At 35.4% G+C, this 19,873-nt stretch carries 20 protein-coding genes; 10 read left to right on the top strand and 10 right to left on the bottom strand.

Annotation, left to right across the window (positions count from 1 at the left end; translation table 11 throughout):
- Positions 1 to 79 precede the first annotated feature (79 nt).
- The gene (locus tag C8P70_RS06655) at positions 80 to 1,090 is read left to right on the top strand and encodes an AI-2E family transporter (protein WP_243832678.1); all 1,011 of its coding nucleotides are present in this window, start codon (positions 80 to 82) and stop codon (positions 1,088 to 1,090) included.
- Between the two features lie 17 nt (positions 1,091 to 1,107).
- On the opposite strand, the gene C8P70_RS06650 is transcribed toward C8P70_RS06655, so the two are convergent.
- The gene (locus tag C8P70_RS06650) at positions 1,108 to 1,950 is read right to left on the bottom strand and encodes a universal stress protein (RefSeq protein ID WP_133712562.1); all 843 of its coding nucleotides are present in this window, start codon (positions 1,948 to 1,950) and stop codon (positions 1,108 to 1,110) included.
- 74 nt (positions 1,951 to 2,024) lie between these two features.
- Positions 2,025 to 2,816, bottom strand: a complete 792-nt coding sequence (locus C8P70_RS06645; protein WP_133712561.1) for an NAD-dependent epimerase/dehydratase family protein — start codon at positions 2,814 to 2,816, stop codon at positions 2,025 to 2,027.
- Positions 2,817 to 2,923: 107 nt separating this feature from the next.
- Between C8P70_RS06645 and C8P70_RS06640 the strand changes: the two genes are divergently transcribed.
- Positions 2,924 to 4,207 (top strand): alkaline phosphatase family protein, encoded by a 1,284-nt coding sequence (locus tag C8P70_RS06640; RefSeq protein ID WP_133712560.1) that lies wholly within the window; start codon positions 2,924 to 2,926, stop codon positions 4,205 to 4,207.
- A gap of 80 nt (positions 4,208 to 4,287) precedes the next feature.
- On the opposite strand, the gene C8P70_RS06635 is transcribed toward C8P70_RS06640, so the two are convergent.
- The 6 genes from C8P70_RS06635 to C8P70_RS06610 form a co-directional block, all read right to left on the bottom strand.
- The gene (locus C8P70_RS06635; RefSeq protein WP_133712559.1) at positions 4,288 to 4,806 is read right to left on the bottom strand and encodes an SRPBCC family protein; all 519 of its coding nucleotides are present in this window, start codon (positions 4,804 to 4,806) and stop codon (positions 4,288 to 4,290) included.
- 41 nt (positions 4,807 to 4,847) lie between these two features.
- Positions 4,848 to 5,249, bottom strand: a complete 402-nt coding sequence (locus C8P70_RS06630; RefSeq protein ID WP_133712558.1) for a DUF1801 domain-containing protein — start codon at positions 5,247 to 5,249, stop codon at positions 4,848 to 4,850.
- A gap of 202 nt (positions 5,250 to 5,451) precedes the next feature.
- On the bottom strand, positions 5,452 to 6,006 hold the full coding sequence (locus C8P70_RS06625) for a DUF1697 domain-containing protein (RefSeq protein ID WP_133712557.1): 555 nt from the start codon (positions 6,004 to 6,006) through the stop codon (positions 5,452 to 5,454).
- A gap of 17 nt (positions 6,007 to 6,023) precedes the next feature.
- A complete protein-coding gene (locus C8P70_RS06620) occupies positions 6,024 to 6,431 on the bottom strand; it encodes a VOC family protein (RefSeq protein WP_133712556.1) in 408 nt (135 codons plus the stop codon).
- Between the two features lie 195 nt (positions 6,432 to 6,626).
- The gene (locus tag C8P70_RS06615; protein WP_133712555.1) at positions 6,627 to 7,064 is read right to left on the bottom strand and encodes an SRPBCC domain-containing protein; all 438 of its coding nucleotides are present in this window, start codon (positions 7,062 to 7,064) and stop codon (positions 6,627 to 6,629) included.
- Positions 7,065 to 7,281: 217 nt separating this feature from the next.
- Positions 7,282 to 8,811, bottom strand: a complete 1,530-nt coding sequence (locus C8P70_RS06610) for a bifunctional GNAT family N-acetyltransferase/carbon-nitrogen hydrolase family protein (RefSeq protein ID WP_133712554.1) — start codon at positions 8,809 to 8,811, stop codon at positions 7,282 to 7,284.
- Positions 8,812 to 8,944: 133 nt separating this feature from the next.
- Here C8P70_RS06610 and C8P70_RS06605 point away from each other — a divergent pair, with 133 nt between their 5' ends.
- From C8P70_RS06605 to C8P70_RS06570, 8 genes are all read left to right on the top strand, one after another.
- Complete coding sequence (locus C8P70_RS06605) at positions 8,945 to 9,280, top strand: single-stranded DNA-binding protein (RefSeq protein ID WP_133712553.1); 336 nt, start codon at positions 8,945 to 8,947, stop codon at positions 9,278 to 9,280.
- Positions 9,281 to 9,353: 73 nt separating this feature from the next.
- On the top strand, positions 9,354 to 10,043 hold the full coding sequence (locus tag C8P70_RS06600) for a response regulator transcription factor (RefSeq protein ID WP_133712552.1): 690 nt from the start codon (positions 9,354 to 9,356) through the stop codon (positions 10,041 to 10,043).
- Complete coding sequence (locus tag C8P70_RS06595; RefSeq protein WP_133712551.1) at positions 10,033 to 11,391, top strand: sensor histidine kinase; 1,359 nt, start codon at positions 10,033 to 10,035, stop codon at positions 11,389 to 11,391. Before C8P70_RS06600 ends, C8P70_RS06595 begins: the two co-directional genes overlap by 11 nt.
- A 403-nt stretch (positions 11,392 to 11,794) precedes the next feature.
- Positions 11,795 to 12,490 carry an MgtC/SapB family protein gene (locus C8P70_RS06590; RefSeq protein ID WP_133712550.1) on the top strand — a complete coding sequence of 232 codons (696 nt, stop codon included), beginning with the start codon at positions 11,795 to 11,797 and terminating at the stop codon, positions 12,488 to 12,490.
- Between the two features lie 53 nt (positions 12,491 to 12,543).
- Positions 12,544 to 13,659: an efflux RND transporter periplasmic adaptor subunit gene (locus C8P70_RS06585; RefSeq protein WP_133712549.1), complete on the top strand. Its 1,116-nt coding sequence runs from the start codon at positions 12,544 to 12,546 to the stop codon at positions 13,657 to 13,659.
- A 23-nt stretch (positions 13,660 to 13,682) separates the two neighbouring features.
- Positions 13,683 to 16,796, top strand: coding sequence for an efflux RND transporter permease subunit (locus C8P70_RS06580; protein WP_133712548.1), 3,114 nt, complete (start codon positions 13,683 to 13,685; stop codon positions 16,794 to 16,796).
- 7 nt (positions 16,797 to 16,803) lie between these two features.
- Positions 16,804 to 18,102, top strand: a complete 1,299-nt coding sequence (locus tag C8P70_RS06575; RefSeq protein ID WP_208293386.1) for a TolC family protein — start codon at positions 16,804 to 16,806, stop codon at positions 18,100 to 18,102.
- Positions 18,103 to 18,157: 55 nt separating this feature from the next.
- Positions 18,158 to 18,814 carry an outer membrane beta-barrel protein gene (locus tag C8P70_RS06570; RefSeq protein WP_243832677.1) on the top strand — a complete coding sequence of 219 codons (657 nt, stop codon included), beginning with the start codon at positions 18,158 to 18,160 and terminating at the stop codon, positions 18,812 to 18,814.
- Between the two features lie 67 nt (positions 18,815 to 18,881).
- On the opposite strand, the gene C8P70_RS06565 is transcribed toward C8P70_RS06570, so the two are convergent.
- Entirely contained in the window at positions 18,882 to 19,571 is a 690-nt protein-coding gene (locus tag C8P70_RS06565; protein ID WP_133712546.1) for an HAD family hydrolase, read from the bottom strand.
- Positions 19,572 to 19,762: 191 nt separating this feature from the next.
- Positions 19,763 to 19,873 (bottom strand): T9SS type B sorting domain-containing protein (locus tag C8P70_RS14230; protein ID WP_133712545.1); only part of this gene is annotated, 111 nt, incomplete at its 5' end.

Genomic DNA, 19,873 nt, shown 5'->3' with positions numbered 1-19,873 from the left:
ATGTAAAAATGGCTTGTGTGCTGCTGTCTTTAGTTATACTTGCCTATATTGCCATTGTTGCCCAGAATATATAATACCAATGTTTTTAGGCTTATTAATAGCCGTTTTACTCATCCCGGTAAGTAATTTTTTGGAAACCAGAATCAGAATCCCCCGAGTCGTGTCTGCATTACTGGTTGTGTTTTTGTTTGTAGTGATAATTGCATCAGTTTTTGCTGTGATTGGCAGTCAGATTGCCGGGTTGAAGGAAGATTGGCCTGCTTTTCAGAAACAGCTGATGGACAGTGCAGGAATAGTGCAAAATTGGATATACAATCGATTCGGGATTGAACAAGTTCGCCAAATAAGCTATTTGGAAGAAGCAGCTTCTAATTCCTTGGATACAGGAACAAATCTGTTAGGCAAAGCCGTCTCTTCTTTGTCCACTGTACTAATGTTTGTATTTTTCAGCTTGCTCTACGCGGTTTTTTTATTGATTTACAGAAGACATTTAGTCAAATTTTTAATGATTTCTTTCCGCGAAACTCACCAAGAAGTAGTGCTGGATATTGTTACGCAGATTCAAAATATGGTTAAGAAATACTTGATGGGACTTATTCTGCAAATGGCAATTGTAAGTATCATGGCGCTGATTGCTTTTTCCGTTATGGGTATTAAATATAGCTTTATGTTGGCAATCATTACCGGTGTATTGAATGTTTTGCCGTATATCGGTGTTTTAGTAGCATTGATCATTTCTGTTTTAATTACGTTTGCAACGGCATCTGCTACAAAGGTTTTACTCGTTATCTCGGCATACATTGTTATTCATCTGATAGACGGAAATATTGTGATGCCTAAAATTGTGGGATCTAAAGTAAAAGTTAACTCGTTGGTTGTGGTTATTGGTTTGATAATAGGGGAAATGATGTGGGGAATCTTTGGAATGCTTTTAACGATACCTTCTTTGGCAATTTTAAAAATAGTATTTGATCGGGTGAAAAGCTTAAAGCCGTGGGGCTTTTTGTTAGGAGAAGAAAATAATGAAATTCCTCTAATTACTGAACGAGAAAAGGAAACTCATACAGTGGAAATAGAAGAAGAAAAATAGTCTTAAACGGGTTAAGACTATTCTTTAAGTTGTGCTTTATAGACAAAAAAGGGAATTTTTAATTGTTTAGCAAGTCGCTGGGTTGTGCTTTTGGCAAAGAAGCTTTCAAAAAAGCCTTTACTTCGTTGCACTATAGCGACGACATCTACCGTCTCATTTTGAATGAATGTCAGCAGATTTTTTGCAGTATCGGCTGCCGAAAAAATATGAAAAGTAATCGGTGAGTTTTTGTATTTTTCTTTCCAGTGTTGATAAACATCATCACAGGTAAAGCAGTTGGGCTGAGTAATATGTACACATTTTATAGTCATGTTTCTTTCTGTTGCATTTTGAACAATAACGTCCAGCGTTGCTTCTTCATCTTTTGAAAAGAGAGTAGTAAAAATAACTGATTCAACCTTTTTATAGGATGCCTCTTTCGGAATACTTAAAACAGGAATATTTACTTTGGAAATGGTGTTGATTGTATTTGTGCCCAATATTTTTTTATGAAAACCAGAATTGCCGTCTGTTCCCATTACAATGAAATCTATTTCGTTTTCTTTTATAGCATTTTGTATTTCCGGAATTAATAATCCTTCCTTGACTTTAAAGAAGGTTTCAACATGCTGTAAACCCAAATCTTCACGTATTTTGTTTAATGTAGGGCTGTGTGCGTGTATTTGTTCAAGTTTTTCGAATTCGTGTTTTTTGATAACATTGTCTACAAGAGTAGGACTTATCGGTCCAGAAATAACAGGGGGATCGTATACGTGAAGCACATACAAATCAGCCTGATGAAAATCAGCCAGTTGCAAAGCGTATTTAAAAGCGTTATTAGCAGTTTCTGAGTAGTCTGTAGGAAATAATATTTTTTTCATAACTATTTGTTTCTGGTTCAGACAATATACTAAAAATAATAATGAAAAAACGTTTTTGCATCTAAAAATTCAAGCTAGTACTGATAATCTTTACCGGTGTAAACGGCAATTTTATTTCCGGATACTTTTCGAGCCATTTCCCAATCGTTGATTCCAAGAGGAGGAAGATCCAAATTATTTTCATTCGCTTGCTGAGTGTAATAATCCAGTCTGCTTTTGTATTTTGGGGAGACGATATTGTAGATACAATCTGACTGAAATCTGTTTTGTATAATTGCCGTAGTAAAAGAAATAATATCTGCTAGGTGAATCATGTTAACCGGAAGTTCAGGGTTGTCTAAAAAAGCTTTTTTACAGATATAGTGCACTGGTTTGCGATCCGGACCGAATAATCCGCCTAAACGAAGAATACACGCATTTACAAATGAATTGCTTAGCAGTACTTGTTCGGCATCTAGGATTTGTTGTGCTGTTTTTTCGCGGGAATATTGCTGGGTTTCTTCAGTAACAATTTCTTTATTTGGAGCATATACAGAAACAGAACTCATCATGATAACTTTATTTACGTTATTTCTTTGCAGATACGGCATAAGTTTTTCAAAATTTGTACTGTAAGTAGGATGCTCCTCATTCATTCGGGGAGGGATCGTGATAATTAATAGGTCTACCTTGTCAAGAAAAAGATCTAAATATTCTGTTTTGTCATTTTCGAGATCAATATAATACGGTTTTACAGAAATAGTTTCCAAAAGATTTAGTTTAGCTAGGCTGGTAGTCGAGCCATTTACTTCATATCCAAGCTCGACTAAATGCTCAGCCAACGGCATTCCCAACCATCCGCATCCTAAAACTGCTATTTTTGCCATAATACAAATAATACTTTAAGATTAAATTTGTTATAAATGTAAGCAATTACTTTGGGAGCTTGAATTAATCTTTTGATATTTGATAGATAAAAGCATAATATAATACAATGAAAAAAATAATTTTCCCTTTTTTAGTTTTTGCATTGGTCGTTTCCAGTTTTCCGGTTTCAGCCCAAAATAAAGAAAATCAAATTGTTGTTAAACAACGTAAAAACAGTGAGGAGCAAATGAAAAAACCCTATGTGGTTTTAATATCTATTGATGGTTTCAGATATGATTACATTGAGAAATATGAATTAGAGTTTTTAAAGAATATAGGGCAGAAAGGAGCGAGAGCTGAGTCGTTAATTCCGTCTTATCCGTCTGTTACATTTCCAAATCATTACTCTATTGTTACAGGCATGTATCCTGCTCATCACGGTTTGGTAGGAAATAATATGCTGGATCAAAAAACGGGAGCAAGATATTCGCTACGAAACGAAAAAGAAGTCCGTAATCCAAGTTGGTACGGTGGCACTCCGCTCTGGGTTTTGGCAGAACAACAGCAAATGCTTTCCGCTTGTTATTATTGGCCGGGATCTGAAGCCCCTATTCAGGAGACACTGCCTACTTATTATTATGCTTATTCAGAAAAAACGCCGATAGATGAAAGAATAAAAGAAGTGAAAAATTGGTTGGATATGCCCCAAGAAAGCCGACCGCACTTTATTACTTTTTATATGCCTGAAGTAGATCATGCGGGACATCAATACGGACCAGATTCACCGGAAGTAAAAGATGCTGTACACTTTGTAGATGAATCTTTGAAAAAATTATTCGATATATTGAACTCAACGGGATTACCTGTCAATTACATTATTGTATCTGACCACGGGATGATTAATATTGACCAGGATGTTTTACTGGATTTTCCTGTAAAAGTAGATCCGGAAGAATTAGATATTGTAAAAAACGGTACTTATATCAGCGTTTTTGTAAAAAGGGATAAAAATAAAAGCGACAAAATCAAAAAATGGTACAATCAGTTGAAAGAAGGCAAAAACAAGGAGTATTATGATGTTTATTTACACGATGAATTGCCGGAAGAGTTTTATTTTGGAGGCAAAAATGACGTCTATGGCAGAGTAGGAGATATTGTACTGCTTGCAAAAGCTCCGCATTATTTTACCAACCACAAGCTTGCAGGAAGTCACGGATATGATCCGATAAAAGTAAAAGAGATGCAGGCAATATTTTTAGCATATGGACCGCAAATAGCTGAGGGAAGAAAAGTAAAACCTTTCCAAAATGTGGAGATTTACCCATTGATTGCTAAAATACTCCAATTAGATATGCCTAAACATAAAATAGATGGGAGTGGAAAAATTGCAGATGAAATTTTAAAAAGATAAGTAAGAGAGAGTTCTTGATAAAAACAAACACAATCTCTTGAAATCGATTTCAAGAGATTGTGTTTTAAATAAACCTTATCCTATTCCAGAATCTCTTTTAGTTTTTCTAAGCCTTTTTCAAAATCTTTATCCATATTATAAAACAGGCTCATCAAGTTCCAAGGATAAGGTGTTGTCCAGGAAACACCCCATTTTACAAGGGTTTTGTCAGGAGATTGCTCTTCAACGGTGAAATGTGCTTTACTTGGAGTATCGTCAAAATCGTAAAAAAACATATCCGATTCCATTCTTACTCCTTCAACAATTTTAGTAATTACCTGTGCACCTTTTCCGAGCTTTTTACTGTCCCAGCTGTATTTAAAGCCAACTGTTCCGTCTGTTCCTTTGGAAGTTGTTTTCATTTCAGTATCCGATAGTTGCCAAACACCAAAATTATCTTGATTTTTTACGTATTTGATATAATCAAATACTTCCTGTTTGGGCTTGTTGATAATGACTTGTCCTTCACTTGTAGATTCGTTAGGGACGAATAATGCAATAATCAATGGAATAGCAAGAACTATCAGCAATATTAAAATAATTTTTTTAAGTGTTTTCATCATTTTTAGTTTAAAATTTAAAGTTTTGTCTAGAGCCAAATTTACTTTAATCGTTTCAAAACTCCTTTACGTTTTACGATATTCTTATAATCCCATTGTATTTCTTTCGATTTTTTAAGCCATCGTTTAAGATCTTCGATATCAACTTCAACGTTTGAATTGTAAAACACAGAGGCATCTTTAAATTTTTTTCCTCTTATATTTAATTTTTCTTCATTAAAATCCGAGCCGCTCCAAAACATCAATCGCAATCCCTTTTTTTCTTTGGAATATCCCACTATTGGATTGCCATCCAAAAACCAAACGGGGTGTCCGTGCCATATTTTGTTTTCCGCTTCAGAAAGATAGATACTGATAGTTTTTGCAAGTAATTCGCAGATAGTTTTGTCTTCTTTTGTCTGTGAATTGTTATATTCTAAAATATGTTTTGAGATTTCACGCATAATTTATTATTATCTTAGTGGTAGTAAAAGCTCTTCATGTATATTCCAAAAGTAAGGACTGTTCTGTAGACATGTAATCCATATGTACTGTTGTACTGGCAGTTTTTATATCTGCCGGATCAACGAGAACTAAATATTATCATGCGTTATTTTCCTGTTGGTACTCACTGCTACAAACTCAATTAAGAGGTAAAGGTTACTTTTAAGTGTCTGTCATTTTTTTCAGAACTTTTTCAATAGTGTTAAGGTTGCGAGAAGTAAGAGCATTTTTAAGATTTTTTCTGCCCAGTATTTTTCCTAACTCCGATGCAAGCGTATTGCCTTTCGGAACTTTCCAATAGAAGTTATCCATCATTATTTTTGCTTCTTCTCCTTCTGTCTTTTCTGCTTTTTCAAATTCTGACATTAATGTTTTTTCAATTCCGTCAATTCCTGCAAATCCATAAATGTGAAAATTGCTATCAGGATTAAAAGGATTATTACTTAAAATAGATTCTATTTCAATTTTATCTTTTATAAACAAAAATGCCTCGTAAGAAAAATGCTCAGACAAAGCTTTTTCCAACAGTTTTTTTACTTCGTTTTTATTTTTTTCTGATGAAAACAAAATATTTCCCGAAGCTAACACAGACGATACGTTTTTCATTCCTGTATTTTTAAAAACAGAACAGACTTCCGCCATTTTCATGTTTGTTCCTTTTACGTTTACTCCGCGCAAAAAAGCACAGTAGCTATTGTTTATCAGCTTGCTTTTCATAGCATTGTTTTTCAGGCTTATTCCGTAGGCATCTTTGACATGTCCATATAAAAAACTTCCCAGGTATGTCCGTCAAAATCTTCGATTGTTCGCTGTTGCATAAACCCGTAATCTTTCATTTCGCTGGGTTCGGTTCCTCCTGCTTTAATTCCACTTTCTACTATTTTACTCATTTCCTCCAAATGCTCAACAGAAAGTGAAAAAAGTCCTGCCAAATTTGACTTTGTGTCTGCAATAGGCTTGGTTGCAAAGGTTGAAAACTTTTCGTGAGTCAAAAGCATGACATAAATAGCTTCGCTCCACACCATGCATTTTGCTGTGTCGTCTGAAAATTGATGATTGTTTGTAAACCCTAAGGCTGTATAAAAATCCATTGATTTTGTAAGGTCTTTTACTGCTAAATTGATAAAAATTTGTTTTGCCATTTTATTTTGTTTTTAAAATCTTGTCTAAGTTGCTAAGTTGCAACGAAAATCCTTTTTTGTGGTTATCTTATACCATTTTTTCAACCATTTCCGGATTGCCATATTTTTCATTAATACAACCGTTTTACCATTTGTTTTATTAAAAATCAGAGGGTATTTCGTTAGAAAATCTTGATACTTTGATATGTTTAGCCTTTATTTTTTCATATATTCAAAAGCCCCCTTTCGAAGATTAATTCCGTATTCCAAATAAGCTTTCATACAATCGAGAAAATTTGCCCAGCCAAATGTATTTCCAATACACCATTCGAGGTTTTTTTCGGTTAATTCCTTTTCTCCTTCACTAACTTTTATTACGGTGCTTTTGTCGGATTGCTCTGTCAGAGTAATACTTACAACAGTTTCTTTATCCCAAATAAAGGATACAAACTTATTAAGTTGAACTTCTATCACTTGTACGGGAAATTTACCGGGAAAGTCTCCGAATTCCCATATAATTTCTTTTCCGGATTCCATTCTTCCACTGCTTTCCGAAATAAAATATCTCGCTATTTTTTCAGAATCTACAATAGCTTCAAAAACGTCATTTATCGGTTTTTGGATTTGGAGAGAGGCTTTTGCTGTTAGTTTCATATTTGATTAATAATAAAAGGTTTTTCTGTTGGGCACTTTTTTCTGACTAGAATTTAGGACAGATAATTTTGACAAACAAGGTATTAAGGTTTTTTTGTAAAAAAATTGTCATAAGACAAGAAAAAATAGTGCTATGAATCTTGCTTATTTTCATGCAGGCAAAATAAAAAACTGCTTTAAATAAAAAGCAGTTTTATATATTTTACTGAGAGCTAAATTATTTTAGTTTTTTAGTCTGATACAAATCGGTTCGTCTGTCTTTTTTGATTTGGACGCTCCCGTGCTCGTGTAATTCTTTAAGCAGATCTACATTTACATCCACAATTAATGTCATTTCAGTATTTGGGGTTGCTTCTGCCTTTACGCCGTTTGTAGGAAAGGCAAAGTCAGACGGAGTAAATACGGCTGCCTGCGCAAATTGAATGTCCATATTGTTTACCTTAGGCAAGTTACCCACACACCCGGCAATGGCTACATAGCATTCGTTTTCGATAGCTCTGGCTGCAGCGCAGTTTCTAACACGGGTATAGCCATTTTGAGTATCAGTTAAAAAAGGAACAAATAGTATTTCCATTCCTTCGTCAGACAACAGCCGCGATAATTCCGGAAATTCAATATCATAACAAATCATAATACCTATTTTACCGCAATCGGTATCAAAAGTTTGGATTTTTGAACCGCCTTTCATTCCCCAATAATGGGTTTCGTTTGGTGTAATGTGAATTTTGGAATACATTTCGTAAGTTCCGTCTCTCTTGCATAAAAAACCTACGTTATAGAGGACTCCTTCGGGAGACAGATACGGCATACTGCCCGAAATGATATTGATGTTATAGGATATGGCAAATTCTTGAAATTTCTTTTTGATAGATTCCGTATATCGGGCAAGCTCCCTGATTGCATCTGCTTCAGACAGGTGATTGTAGTCTGCCATAAGCGGAGCGATAAAAAGTTCAGGAAACATAGCGAAGTCGCTTTCATAGTCGGATACGGCATTGATAAAAAATTCTGCCTGATCAAAAAACTCCTCTAAATCGTTTAACGGACGCATCTGCCATTGGATAAGTCCCAGCCGTATAACACTTTTTTTGGTGTTAATCAGCTGTACTTCCTTTTCGTAATAAATATTGTTCCATTCCAATAATACGGCATATTCTTTAGAACTTTTGTCACCCTCCAGATAATTGCGCATTAAGCGAACAATGTGAAAATCATTTGCCATTTGAAACGACATAACCGGATCGTGAATTTCTTTGCTTTTTACTTTGTCGAGGTATTGTTTTGGCGTGAGTTCTCCGGCATATTTTGAATAATTTGGAATGCGTCCGGCAAAAACAATTGACTTTAGATTTAACTGTTCACAGATTTCTTTCCGTGCATCGTATAATCGTCGTCCAAGCCTTAATCCTCTGTATTTGGGATGAATAAAAACGTCTATGCCGTATAAAATATCACCTTCAGGATTGTGAGTTTTAAAAGTAAAATTTCCGGTAATCTGCTCATAAGTATGAGAAGACATGGCTTGTTTTTCATCTACAATAAGCGATAGAGCAGAACCAACAACGACATCATCTACTAAAATAACCAGCTGTCCCTCAGGGAAAGCTTTTAATAGTTTTTCTATTTCTTTTTTGTACCAAAACGAATCTTCAAGCTCTTTGTAGGATTCAACCATGGAGCGTTTTAATTCTAAATAGTCGTCAAGGCGCAGATTTCTAAGTTCGACTTTATTTATCGTAGAATCCATATTTTTTTGATGCAATTTACAAAGAAAGTTTAAAATATTCTCTGGCTAATTGACGTGTGTTTTAAAAATATGTTAATAATGGCTTGCTTTTTGTGGCTGTAAATATTGAAATTAACTAATTAAAATAAAGATTATGAGTTCATTAAAAAACAGAGTTCAACTTATTGGACGAGTAGGACAAGATCCGGAAATCAAAGCTTTTGAGCAGGATCGAAAAAAAGCTTCCTTTTCAATGGCGATTAACGAAGTGTATTACAATGATAAGAATGAAAAGGTAGAAAACACCCAGTGGCACAATGTAATTATGTGGGGGAAGCTTGCCGAAATAGCTGAAAAATACGTTGTAAAGGGAAAAGAAGTTGCTGTAGAAGGCAAATTGGTCAACCGAAGTTTTGACGACAAAGAGGGAAATAAGCGTTATGTCACCGAAATTATAGTTTCGGAACTACTGCTTTTAGGTGGTAAATAAACTTTAGAGGTTTCTTTGGTAAAGTGTTTTCCAAAAAGCGTTAACTTGCCATTAATTCTCAAAAAACGAAGTTATGAAACATATTTTGATTGTTGAGGATGATGTGCGGGTTGCAGATTTGCTGCAAAGAAGCTTAGAGGAACAATCTTACAGTGCTGATATAGCATACGATGGCTATATGGGTAAAAAACTTGCATTGAGTAAAAAGTACGATTTAATTATTACCGATGTTGTTTTGCCAGAAGTCAATGGTATTGATTTGTGTAAAGAATTCAAGAAAAGCATTCCGCATGTACCGGTTATTATGCTGACTGCTCTAGGAACAACAGATGATAAAGTAGATGGTTTTGATGCGGGAGCTGACGATTATTTGGTAAAACCTTTTGAATTAAGAGAGCTATATGTAAGAATAAGAGCGTTGATTAAACGGTTTGAGCAAATGGACACAAACTCTTTGTCCGTGCTAACCTACGCTGATTTAGAACTTGATTTAAATGAGAAAAATTTTAAGCGCGGCGGAGAGCAGATCCACCTTACGCCTAAGGAATTTAATTTATTGCAGTATATGATGGAAAATCCGGAACGGGTATTGTCTCGATCTGAAATTTCTGAAAAAGTATGGAATATGCATTTTGATACAGGTACTAATTTTATAGATGTCTACATTAACTATTTGAGAAAAAAGATTGATAAAGATCCTGCTAAAAAAATTATTCATACTAAATCTGGCATGGGTTTTATTTTGAAGAAAAATGAAAATTAAAACGCGATTAACCCTTTGGTTTTCTGTTGTAGCTGCATCAATATTATTGATTTTTGCAGCGGTGGTTTATTGGTCTTCTGCTCAAAACCGAAAAACGGAATTTTATGAGGAGCTGGAAAAAGAGGCCATTACTAAGGCTAAGGTGTTTTTAGAAGCCAAAGTAAAGCCGTCCATTCTGCACAAAATTTACAAAAACAACAGTGAAATTATTAATGAAGTTGAAGTTGCTTTGTACGATTACAATTTTAATTTGTTGTATCACGATGCTGCAGAAATAGACAGGGTAAAGGAAACTCCGGAATTAATTGATGAGATTATAAAAAACAAAAAAATCCGATTTTTTCAGGATAAATGGCAGGTAATCGGTTTTACTTATTCATATGGCAATCAAAATTATATCATTACTGCAACGGCATTAGATGAGTACGGTTATACGAAGTTACAGAATTTGCTTTATACCAGCTTAATTTTGGTAGTTATAGGATTAGTGTTAATTTATTTTGCAGGTGTATTTTTTGCGCAAAAAATACTACAACCACTTCAAAATATCAATCGGGAGATAGACAAGATAAAAGCGTCTAATCTGGATTTGAGAATTTCTGTTGAGAATCAGCAGGATGAATTAGCAGAGCTTGTTGGAGCATTTAATGATATGTTGGATCGGTTGGAAGATTCATTTGTCGCACAAAAGCAGTTTGTTTCCAATATTTCACACGAACTGCGCACACCTCTTGCTGCCGTTATAACGGAAACGGAATTGGCATTGAGTAAAGAACAGGATAAAATATATTATATTGAAACACTGCGAAATACGCTTTCAGATGCTAAGAAGATTGTTCGTTTGTCTGACAGTTTGCTGGATTTTGCCAAGGCGAGCTATGACCCCGAAGAAATAAACTTTAAGCCAACAAGGATGGACGAAGTGGTACTGAACGCCTGTCAAAAATTGCAAAAAGCAAACCCTTCTTATACGTTTAATTTTGTGATTGACGAGAGTCTTGATCGCGAAGAATTACTTTCGGTTAATGGAAATCCATACCTTTTAGAAGTTGCTGTTTTAAACCTTTTGGAAAATGCTTGTAAATTTTCTAAAGATCGGCAGTGCAAGATCAAATTGTCTTATCATCTTGAAAAACTTAAGCTGATGATTATAGATAAAGGGGAGGGCATAAATCCTGAAGATCTAACGCGCATTTTTATACCGTTTTTCAGAGGGAAAAATAAAAATTATACTGGCGGAAACGGAATCGGACTTGCTTTGACCAAAAAAATTATAGATTTACACAAAGCCAAAATTTATGTAGATTCGGAAGTAGGCAAAGGAACTATTTTTAGTGTGTATTTTTAAAACTTACAATTATAAATATTTTATTTAAAGAGTTTTACCATAGGTACATCTTGCAGCAATCGCTCCATTCTTAAAGTTAATTCAATAAGTAAGATTGAGTAAAAAATAAGAGACTCTTTTTACATTTTACAAGCGAAAGCCTATGAACAATTTGCTCAAAAATAAAATTGATTATAGAAAAAATGGATTTTACTAATAACGTTCTATAGATTTTAAAGTTTCTCTAATAGGATTCTAATTATTTTCTAAAGGCTTTCTAATAGCAACCGAATCGCTCCGTTAATAATTTTGCACCAAACAAATAAAGAAACAAAATAGTGATCCCTTGTTAGTATTAGATTATTAATACTCTCTTGTAATGAGTTAATAACAACTTTTTTCAAGAGGGAAAAAGAGTGTTATTATGACTATTACAGTTTTTATTTTCAGATTATCGCTTGCTTTTGTTTTAGGAGCAATTGTAGGTGTAGAAAGACAAATTTTGCAAAAAAGTGCTGGATTGAGAACAAATACTCTGGTGTGTATAGGAGCTGCCGGATTTGTTTTAATGTCTTATCAAATTGGCGGAGACGCTGTAGGCAGAGTTGCCTCTTATGTTGTTAGCGGAATAGGTTTTTTAGGGGCCGGAGTTATCATGAAAGACGGATTTAGCATTAGAGGGCTAAATACTGCCGCTACTATTTGGTGTTCAGCATCAGTGGGGTCAATGTGTGGTGTAGGACTTTGGCAAGAAGCAATTGTTATGGCAGTTTTTATCGTTTTAGTTCACGTTTTGTTGCGCCCTATAGGAACTTTTGTTAATAAAATTTCTTTTCAAACAGAAAGTGATTCAGCAGAAGTTTGTTATGAAGTTATTGTAGGATGTAAAGAACAGGTTGAAAACCACGTCCGTATGCTGGTTCTTGAAAACCTCAAAGACCATAAAGATTTGCAGTTAAAATCACTTAAGAGTACCGATAACGGCAATCCTGCTTTTTCATATCTAAAATTTGAAATGTTTGGGATAGGAAATAAAGATGAGGTTCTGGAAAAAATAACTAGTAAAGTTTCTTTAGAATATGGGGTTTCTGAAGTCACTTGGGAAAGAAAATCTTATTAAGTAGTCGTTAGAATCAATTTTACAATTAACTCGCAAATAAATATACAGATACCATGAAACAAAAACTATCATTTTTTCTTATAATATGCCTTTGTGTATTATTGAGTTTTTGCTCTGATAAAAAGGAACAAACCAGTGACGTTGCACCATACCAAGTGAATAATCAGGTCATTTCCTTAACAGAAAATTCAAACCTCAAAGGCAGAATTAAAGTGACAGAAGTAGAAGTAGAAGATTTTACTTTTGATTTAGTAACTGCAGGTTTAGTAAAAGCAATACCGAACCATTATGCGGAGATTGCCTCTCCTTTTTCAGGGAGAATTATCAAATCGTTTATCAAATTGGGTCAAAAGGTAAGTGTGAACCAACCTTTATTTGAAGTGTCTTCACTAGATTATTTCGAAGCACAAAAGGATTACTTTGATTCCAAACAAGAATACAAGCAAACGTCTTTGAATTTAAAAAGACAAGCAGACTTATTAGCGAACGGAGTTGGAGTTCGCCAAGAGTATGAAGAAGCTGAAACGGAAAACTCAATGGCAAAAGCTGCTTTTGATAATGCTACGGCCGCCATCAAAATATATAATGTTCAACCGACCTCTTTGGTTTTAGGACAGCCATTAATTGTGCGTTCTCCTATTGAAGGGGAAGTATTGGAAAACAATATTGTATTGGGGCAGTACATCAATGATGATGCAGATCCTGTAATTAAAATTGCTGCATTGAACAAAATTTGGATTGTAGGAAAAGTCAAAGAAAAAGACATCCAACATTTGACCAAGTTGAATAAAGTTCAAATAGAGTTATCTGCTTATCCAGGTGAGCCTATCGAGGGAACCATTTACCATGTGAATGAAATTGTAGATGAAGAAACGAGAAGTATCGATGTGTTAATTGAAGTAAATAACAACGATCGCAAGTTAAAACCAGGCATGTATGTGAATGTACGTTTCATTGATCAACCAGAAAAAGTGATTTTAGTTCCTTCTAGAGCCGTATTACAAGGAGAAGATGATTCTTTCGTTTTTGTTGAAGTAGCACCAAACGAATACATCCGTAAAAATGTAGTTATCGGTGGAGTGTCAGGCAATCAGACCGTTATCTTATCTGGTTTAGAAAAAGGAGACAAAATCGTTAGCGAAGGAGGTATTTACTTACCACAACTGTAGTAATCCTATAAAACAGCAAAAAAATGAAAAAAAATATAATAGATACAGCTATACACAAAAGATGGCTTGTTGCTGCTTTGTTTGGCTTACTGTGTATCTTCGGTTATTATTCTTGGAAGCAATTATCCATAGAAGCTTATCCCGATATTGCAGATACAACCTCACAAGTAGTGACGCAAGTACCAGGCTTAGCTGCTGAAGAAATTGAATTACAGATTACAATTCCCATTGAGCGTGCATTAAATGGAATGCCAGGGATGCACGTGATGCGCAGTAATAGTACGTTCGGACTATCCATGATTACGCTTGTTTTTGAGGATGGAGTCGATGATTATTTTGCTCGTCAACGTATTCAAGAACGCCTAAATGCAGTGGAATTGCCTTATGAAGCTGTTCCTGAATTAGATCCTTTAACCTCGCCAATTGGAGAAGTATATCGCTATATTATCGAAGGGGATGGGTATAGTTTACGCGAGCTTACGGATATTCAAAATTTTGTGATTATTCCGAAATTAAATCAAGTTTCAGGTGTAGCAGAAGTAACGAATTTTGGAGGGATTACGACTCAATTTCAAATTGAATTAGACCCACATAAATTAGAACAATACGATTTATCATTAAGTGATGTAACGGAAACAATTGAAGAAAACAACGTAAACTCTGGAGGAAGTGTGTTAACACGTGGAGATTTAGGTTATGTTGTTCGCGGAATTGGGTTGGTGAAGGATTTAGAAGATTTAGGAAAAATCGTTGTAAAAGCGGATAATGGTATTCCCATTTTCTTAAAAGATTTAGGTCGTTTAAAATATGGAAATGTCGAGCGCAAAGGAGTTTTAGGTTATTCTGATAAAGAGCGTAATTACTCCGATAGTATTGAAGGGATTGTCCTTTTATTGAAAGGAGAAAATCCATCAGTAGTACTAGATAAAATCCACCAATATGTAGATGAATTAAACAACGAATTACTGCCAGAAGGCGTTAAGATTCACACGTTTTTAGACCGTACAGAATTAGTAGATACGACGCTACATACCGTATCAACCACGTTGATTGAAGGAATTAGCTTAGTGATTATCGTATTAATTGTGTTCTTGGGTAGTTGGAGAGGAGCTTTACTTGTAGCAATCACCATTCCTGTATCGCTTTTGTTTGCTTTTATCTTAATGCATTTCACCGATATTCCAGCAAATTTATTGTCTTTAGGAGCGATTGACTTTGGTATTATTGTCGATGGTGCCATTGTGATGATGGAGTCCATCCTCAAGAAGCGAGAAGATAATCCGAATGAAGAACTAAAAGAGAAATCAATTGCACAACGTACGAAAGAAGTAGCAAAGCCTGTATTTTTCGCAACGATTATTATTATCACGGCCTATTTACCTCTTTTTGCTTTTGAGCGCGTAGAAAAGAAATTATTTACGCCCATGGCATTTACCGTAGGATTTGCTTTGTTGGGGGCTCTTTTAGTAGCGCTATTCTTAATCCCAGGGTTGGCTTATGCGGTGTATAAAAAACCGAGAAAAATATACCACAATAAATGGTTGGAAAAACTAACGGGATTGTATCATAATCGCATTGAAAAGATTATGAAAAGACCGAAACAAGTGTTTTTACCCATTGTTATTGTATTGGCGATTACAGTTGGATTAACGGTAAAAGTGGGGAAAGACTTTTTACCGCCTCTAGATGAAGGATCTATTTGGTTACAGGTGACTTTACCTCCAGGAATTTCCTTGGAGAAATCCAAAGAGATGAGTGACACACTACGTGCAAGAACAATGAAGTACGAAGAGGTGACTTATGTTATGGTGCAAGCTGGACGAAATGACGATGGTACGGATCCATTTACGCCTTCCCATTTTGAGTGCTCTATTGGAATCAAACCTTATAAAGAATGGCCAAGAGGCAAAACGAAAAATGACCTAATTGAAGAATTGGCTGCAGAATATGAATCGCTTCCTGGATTTACAGTAGGATTCGCACAGCCAATGATTGACGGTGTAATGGATAAGATTTCTGGAGCACATAGTGAATTAGTGGTTAAAGTGTATGGAGAAGATTTCCACGAAACTAGACGTATTGCCAATGAAGTACTAGGAACATTGAAAACAGTAGATGGCGCAGTAGATTTAGCGATTGATCAAGAACCTCCTTTACCACAATTACAAATTCATGCCAATCGAGATAAAATTGCACAATATGGATTGAATGTAGCGGATGTAGCGGAATTGATTGAAGTTGCGATTGGTGGAAAAGCGATTTCTCAAATCTTTATTGGAAATAAGGTGTATGATATTAGTGCGCGTTATACGGAAGAGAGTAGAAATACACCAGAAAAGATTGCCAATCTAATGTTGACTTCGAGTAGTGGAGCGAAGATTCCATTGTCACAAGTGGCGGATGTAAAAACAAGTACAGGAGAAAGTACAATTACACGTGAGATGAATAGACGTCATTTAACAGTGAAATTAAACGTTCGTAACCGCGATTTAGGTTCTTTATTGAAAGAAGCCCAACAAAAAATAGAGGACAACATTACATATGATCACAATAAATTCCACATTGAGTGGGGAGGACAATTTGAAAATCAACACCGTGCATACAACCGTTTGGCGATTATCATTCCGCTTACTTTGTGTTTGATGTTTGTGTTACTATATGGAGCATTTGGTCAATTCAGACAAGCAGGATTATTGATGGTTGTAGTTCCTTTGGCTCTTTTTGGAGGAATGTTAGCCTTGAATGTGAGAGGAATGTCCTTGAACGTGTCTTCAGCCGTTGGATTTATTGCACTCTTTGGGGTCGCAATTCAGAATGGAGTGATTATGATTTCTCATATTAATGACTTGCGCAAGAAAGGACATGCCCTGTTAGAAGCTGTATTGTTGGGAGCGGAACAGCGATTTAGACCGGTATTAATGACCGCAACTGTAGCGGTTTTGGGATTATTCCCTGCTTCTATGGCAACGGGAATCGGTTCAGATGTTCAACGTCCATTGGCAACAGTAATTGTATATGGATTGTTATTCGCTACTATCTTAACCCTTTTTGTATTGCCTGCTTTGTATTATTTAGTAGAACGCAAATGGGGAAAAGACAGTGACTTTGTGAAAGTAGAGGAAACAGAAGAAAACTAGCATTGAGATGAATATTATAAAGAAATATATAAGTATAAGTGCGATGTCAATCGTTTGCGGCAGCACGATGTATGCGCAAAATGGGCATACGGAGGAAGCGACAAATAAAAGCACACTGACCTATAAGGAGTTTCTATCCAAAATGGTAGTAAACAACTTGAGCTATGCTGCAGAAAAGTATAATATCAACATTGCAGAGGCAGAAGTACAAGCAGCTAAAGCATTTCCCGATCCAGAATTGAGTTTTGGTTGGGCAGATAATCAGCAGAAGCGCATGCAAATGGGGTATGGATTTGAAGCGGAATTATCTTGGGATTTGGAGCTTGGAGGAAAGCGAAAAGCAAGAAAGAACTTAGCACACGATCAGAAAGTATTAGCAGAATTAGAATTGCAAGAATTCTTTCACACGCTGCGTGCAGAATCAACGATTACCTTTTTGGAGGCCATGCAAAACAAGATGTTGTATGATATTCAAAAGGATTCGTATGAATCAATGCGTCAGGTAGCCCAATCGGATAGTATTCGCTATTCTTTGGGACAAATTAGCCAAGTCGATGCGATTCAAAGTAAGTTGGAAGCCAAGTCGATGCTTAATGACTTACAAGATGCAGATGATGCTTGGGAAAATAGTTTGATTGAAGTGCGCAACATCATTAGTGCACGTCGAATTGATTCGATTTATCTACCCGTAGGGGATTTTAATCAATTCGTTCGATTGTTTGCTTTGGAGGATCTTATTGTAACCGCTCAGAATAATCGTGCAGATTTTCTAGTTGCTCAACAAAATAAAGTAGTTGCGGGGCGTCAAGTTGCGTTAGCGAGAGCAGAACGCGTGATTGATTTAGGGTTGAATTTAGGGGTTGAAAACAATTCATTTGTCAAAAATGCAGTGGCTCCTACACCTGGGAATACCGTAGTGAAAGCTGGTATTTCGGTTCCTTTGAAATTTTCAAATCGACGTGATGCAGGGTTGAAAACCGCTTTGTATGAAGAAAGACAAGCAGAGTTGGAATACGACATGGTAGAATTGGAATTGGAAAAAGAAATCACTCAGGCGTATCGCAATTATCTAACCAAGCAAAAGCAAATTCAACGTTTTGAAAATGGCATGTTAGATGAAGCTAAACAAGTATTTGAGGGAATTAAGTATAGCTATCAACGTGGTGCTAGTAGCTTATTGGAAGTGTTAGATGCACAGCGTACGTATAACGAAACCCAACAAGCGTATGCAGAGACTTTATTCGGTTATGCAGAATCGTTGGTGGAGTTAGAAAAAGCTGTTGGAATTTGGGATATTGATTTTTAAGAAGCGTAGGATGAAACACATTATATTCAGTTTAATAGTATTAACTGGGCTTTCTATGAAAGCACAGGACTTCAATGAAGATCTAAAAGGAAGAACCTCTTTTAGTGTAAAAGCGGGTTGGTTACGATCCACACTAAAAGGTGATGACGTGAATGAATTAGCCGTAGAGGGTAAAATAGATAAACGCAATAACTTTTTTGTAGGCGTAAGTGTAGATAATAGTATCGGAACTTATTTTGGATTAAAACACGAATTGTACTATCAGAATTACGGCGCAGATTTTAAACGATCGCTAGATGATCATACGTTTGATGCCACGTTAGAGATGCACAGTTTGCGTTTGAATCCTATTAGCCCTACGTTTAAAATAGGGGGATTGCAAGTGTATGCAGGACCTTATATCAATATGTTGTTGTACTCTTCGATTACGGCTGTAGATGAAGAAGGAAAAACATATAAAGATCACGGAATTTTTGGCTCTACTGAAGATGACCAAGAAGATAGTAAATATTTACAAAAAATGGATTACGGAATCACGGCTGGAATTGAGTATCAATTTGAATTTGGCATGGTTCTTGGAATTAAATATACAAAAGGGTTTACCAGTATTTTTGATAATGCCAATACATTTGGAGTAGATAAAAATAAAGGAATGAAGGATATAAAAATATATAATCAAACTTTTGGATTGTATTTAGGATATCGTTTTTGATGGGAAATCTTGCTATGAAAAAGAAATAAAAAACTCCTTCCACTGTTATGAGAAGGAGTTTTTTATGTTACAGCAATATTTTTTTAATTTCTGATAGCTTTGTAATGGTTTTGAAATTAGCATGTTCCACAGCGTGGTCAATATGTTCATGCAACCAAGTCGTATGAAACGGAACATGTACGGCATAGGCTCCTAATTCTAAAACAGGTAAAACATCCGAGCGCAGCGAGTTGCCAATCATAATAAACTCCTTTGGTTGTACATCCAAGCGTTTGAGCAATTTTTCATAATCTATTTTTTCCTTATCTGTCATTACTTCAATATGGTGAAAATAAGGACCTAATCCCGATTTATGCAGTTTTCGATGCTGATCTTTTAAATCTCCTTTTGTAGCTACTACTAAACGGTATTTGCCTTGCAATTCGCCTAAAATATCCTCTACATCATCTAACAGTTCAATCGGCTTAGTGAGTAATTCTTTTCCTATATTGAGGATTTTTTCTATTGTATTAGCTTTTATAGTACCTTTAGAAATGTAGTTTGCTGCTTCAATCATTGAAAGAGTAAAGCCTTTTATGCCATAACCGTATAAGGGTAAATTATCTATCTGGGTTTTAAACAATATTTGGGAAATGCTCTGATGGGTAAGGTAATCTTCCATTAGAATGCAGAATTCGCGTTCTGCATTGCTGAAAAAAGGTTCATTGACCCAAAGTGTATCATCTGCATCAAAAGCTACAACTTTAATTGATTCCATTGTTTTTGAAATTATTTTTTTGAAGTAGCACAAAGATAGTGTTTAGAATGTGATTGTTATTTATTATAAAGGTTAATCATAAATACAATTTTTGTTCGATTGCTCTCGATTTTTTAAAGTTAATCCCCGGTAAGTAAAATTACAAAATACTTATCCGGGGATAACCAAATCTAACCAAAAAAACTAATAAGTTATTTATTGATCTGCACCCATCCGGTTCGCGTTTTACCGTGGGCGATAATTACATAATAATACGTTCCATCCGGAAGCTGTTTGCCTTGTTTATTTTGTCCGTGCCATTG

It is taken from the genome of Myroides indicus (genome assembly GCF_004364575.1).
In the GTDB taxonomy this organism is placed as follows: Bacteria; Bacteroidota; Bacteroidia; order Flavobacteriales; family Flavobacteriaceae; genus Flavobacterium; species Flavobacterium indicum_A.
Note: the sequence above shows the minus strand (reverse complement) of the source record. Positions and strands in the feature narration are given on the sequence as shown.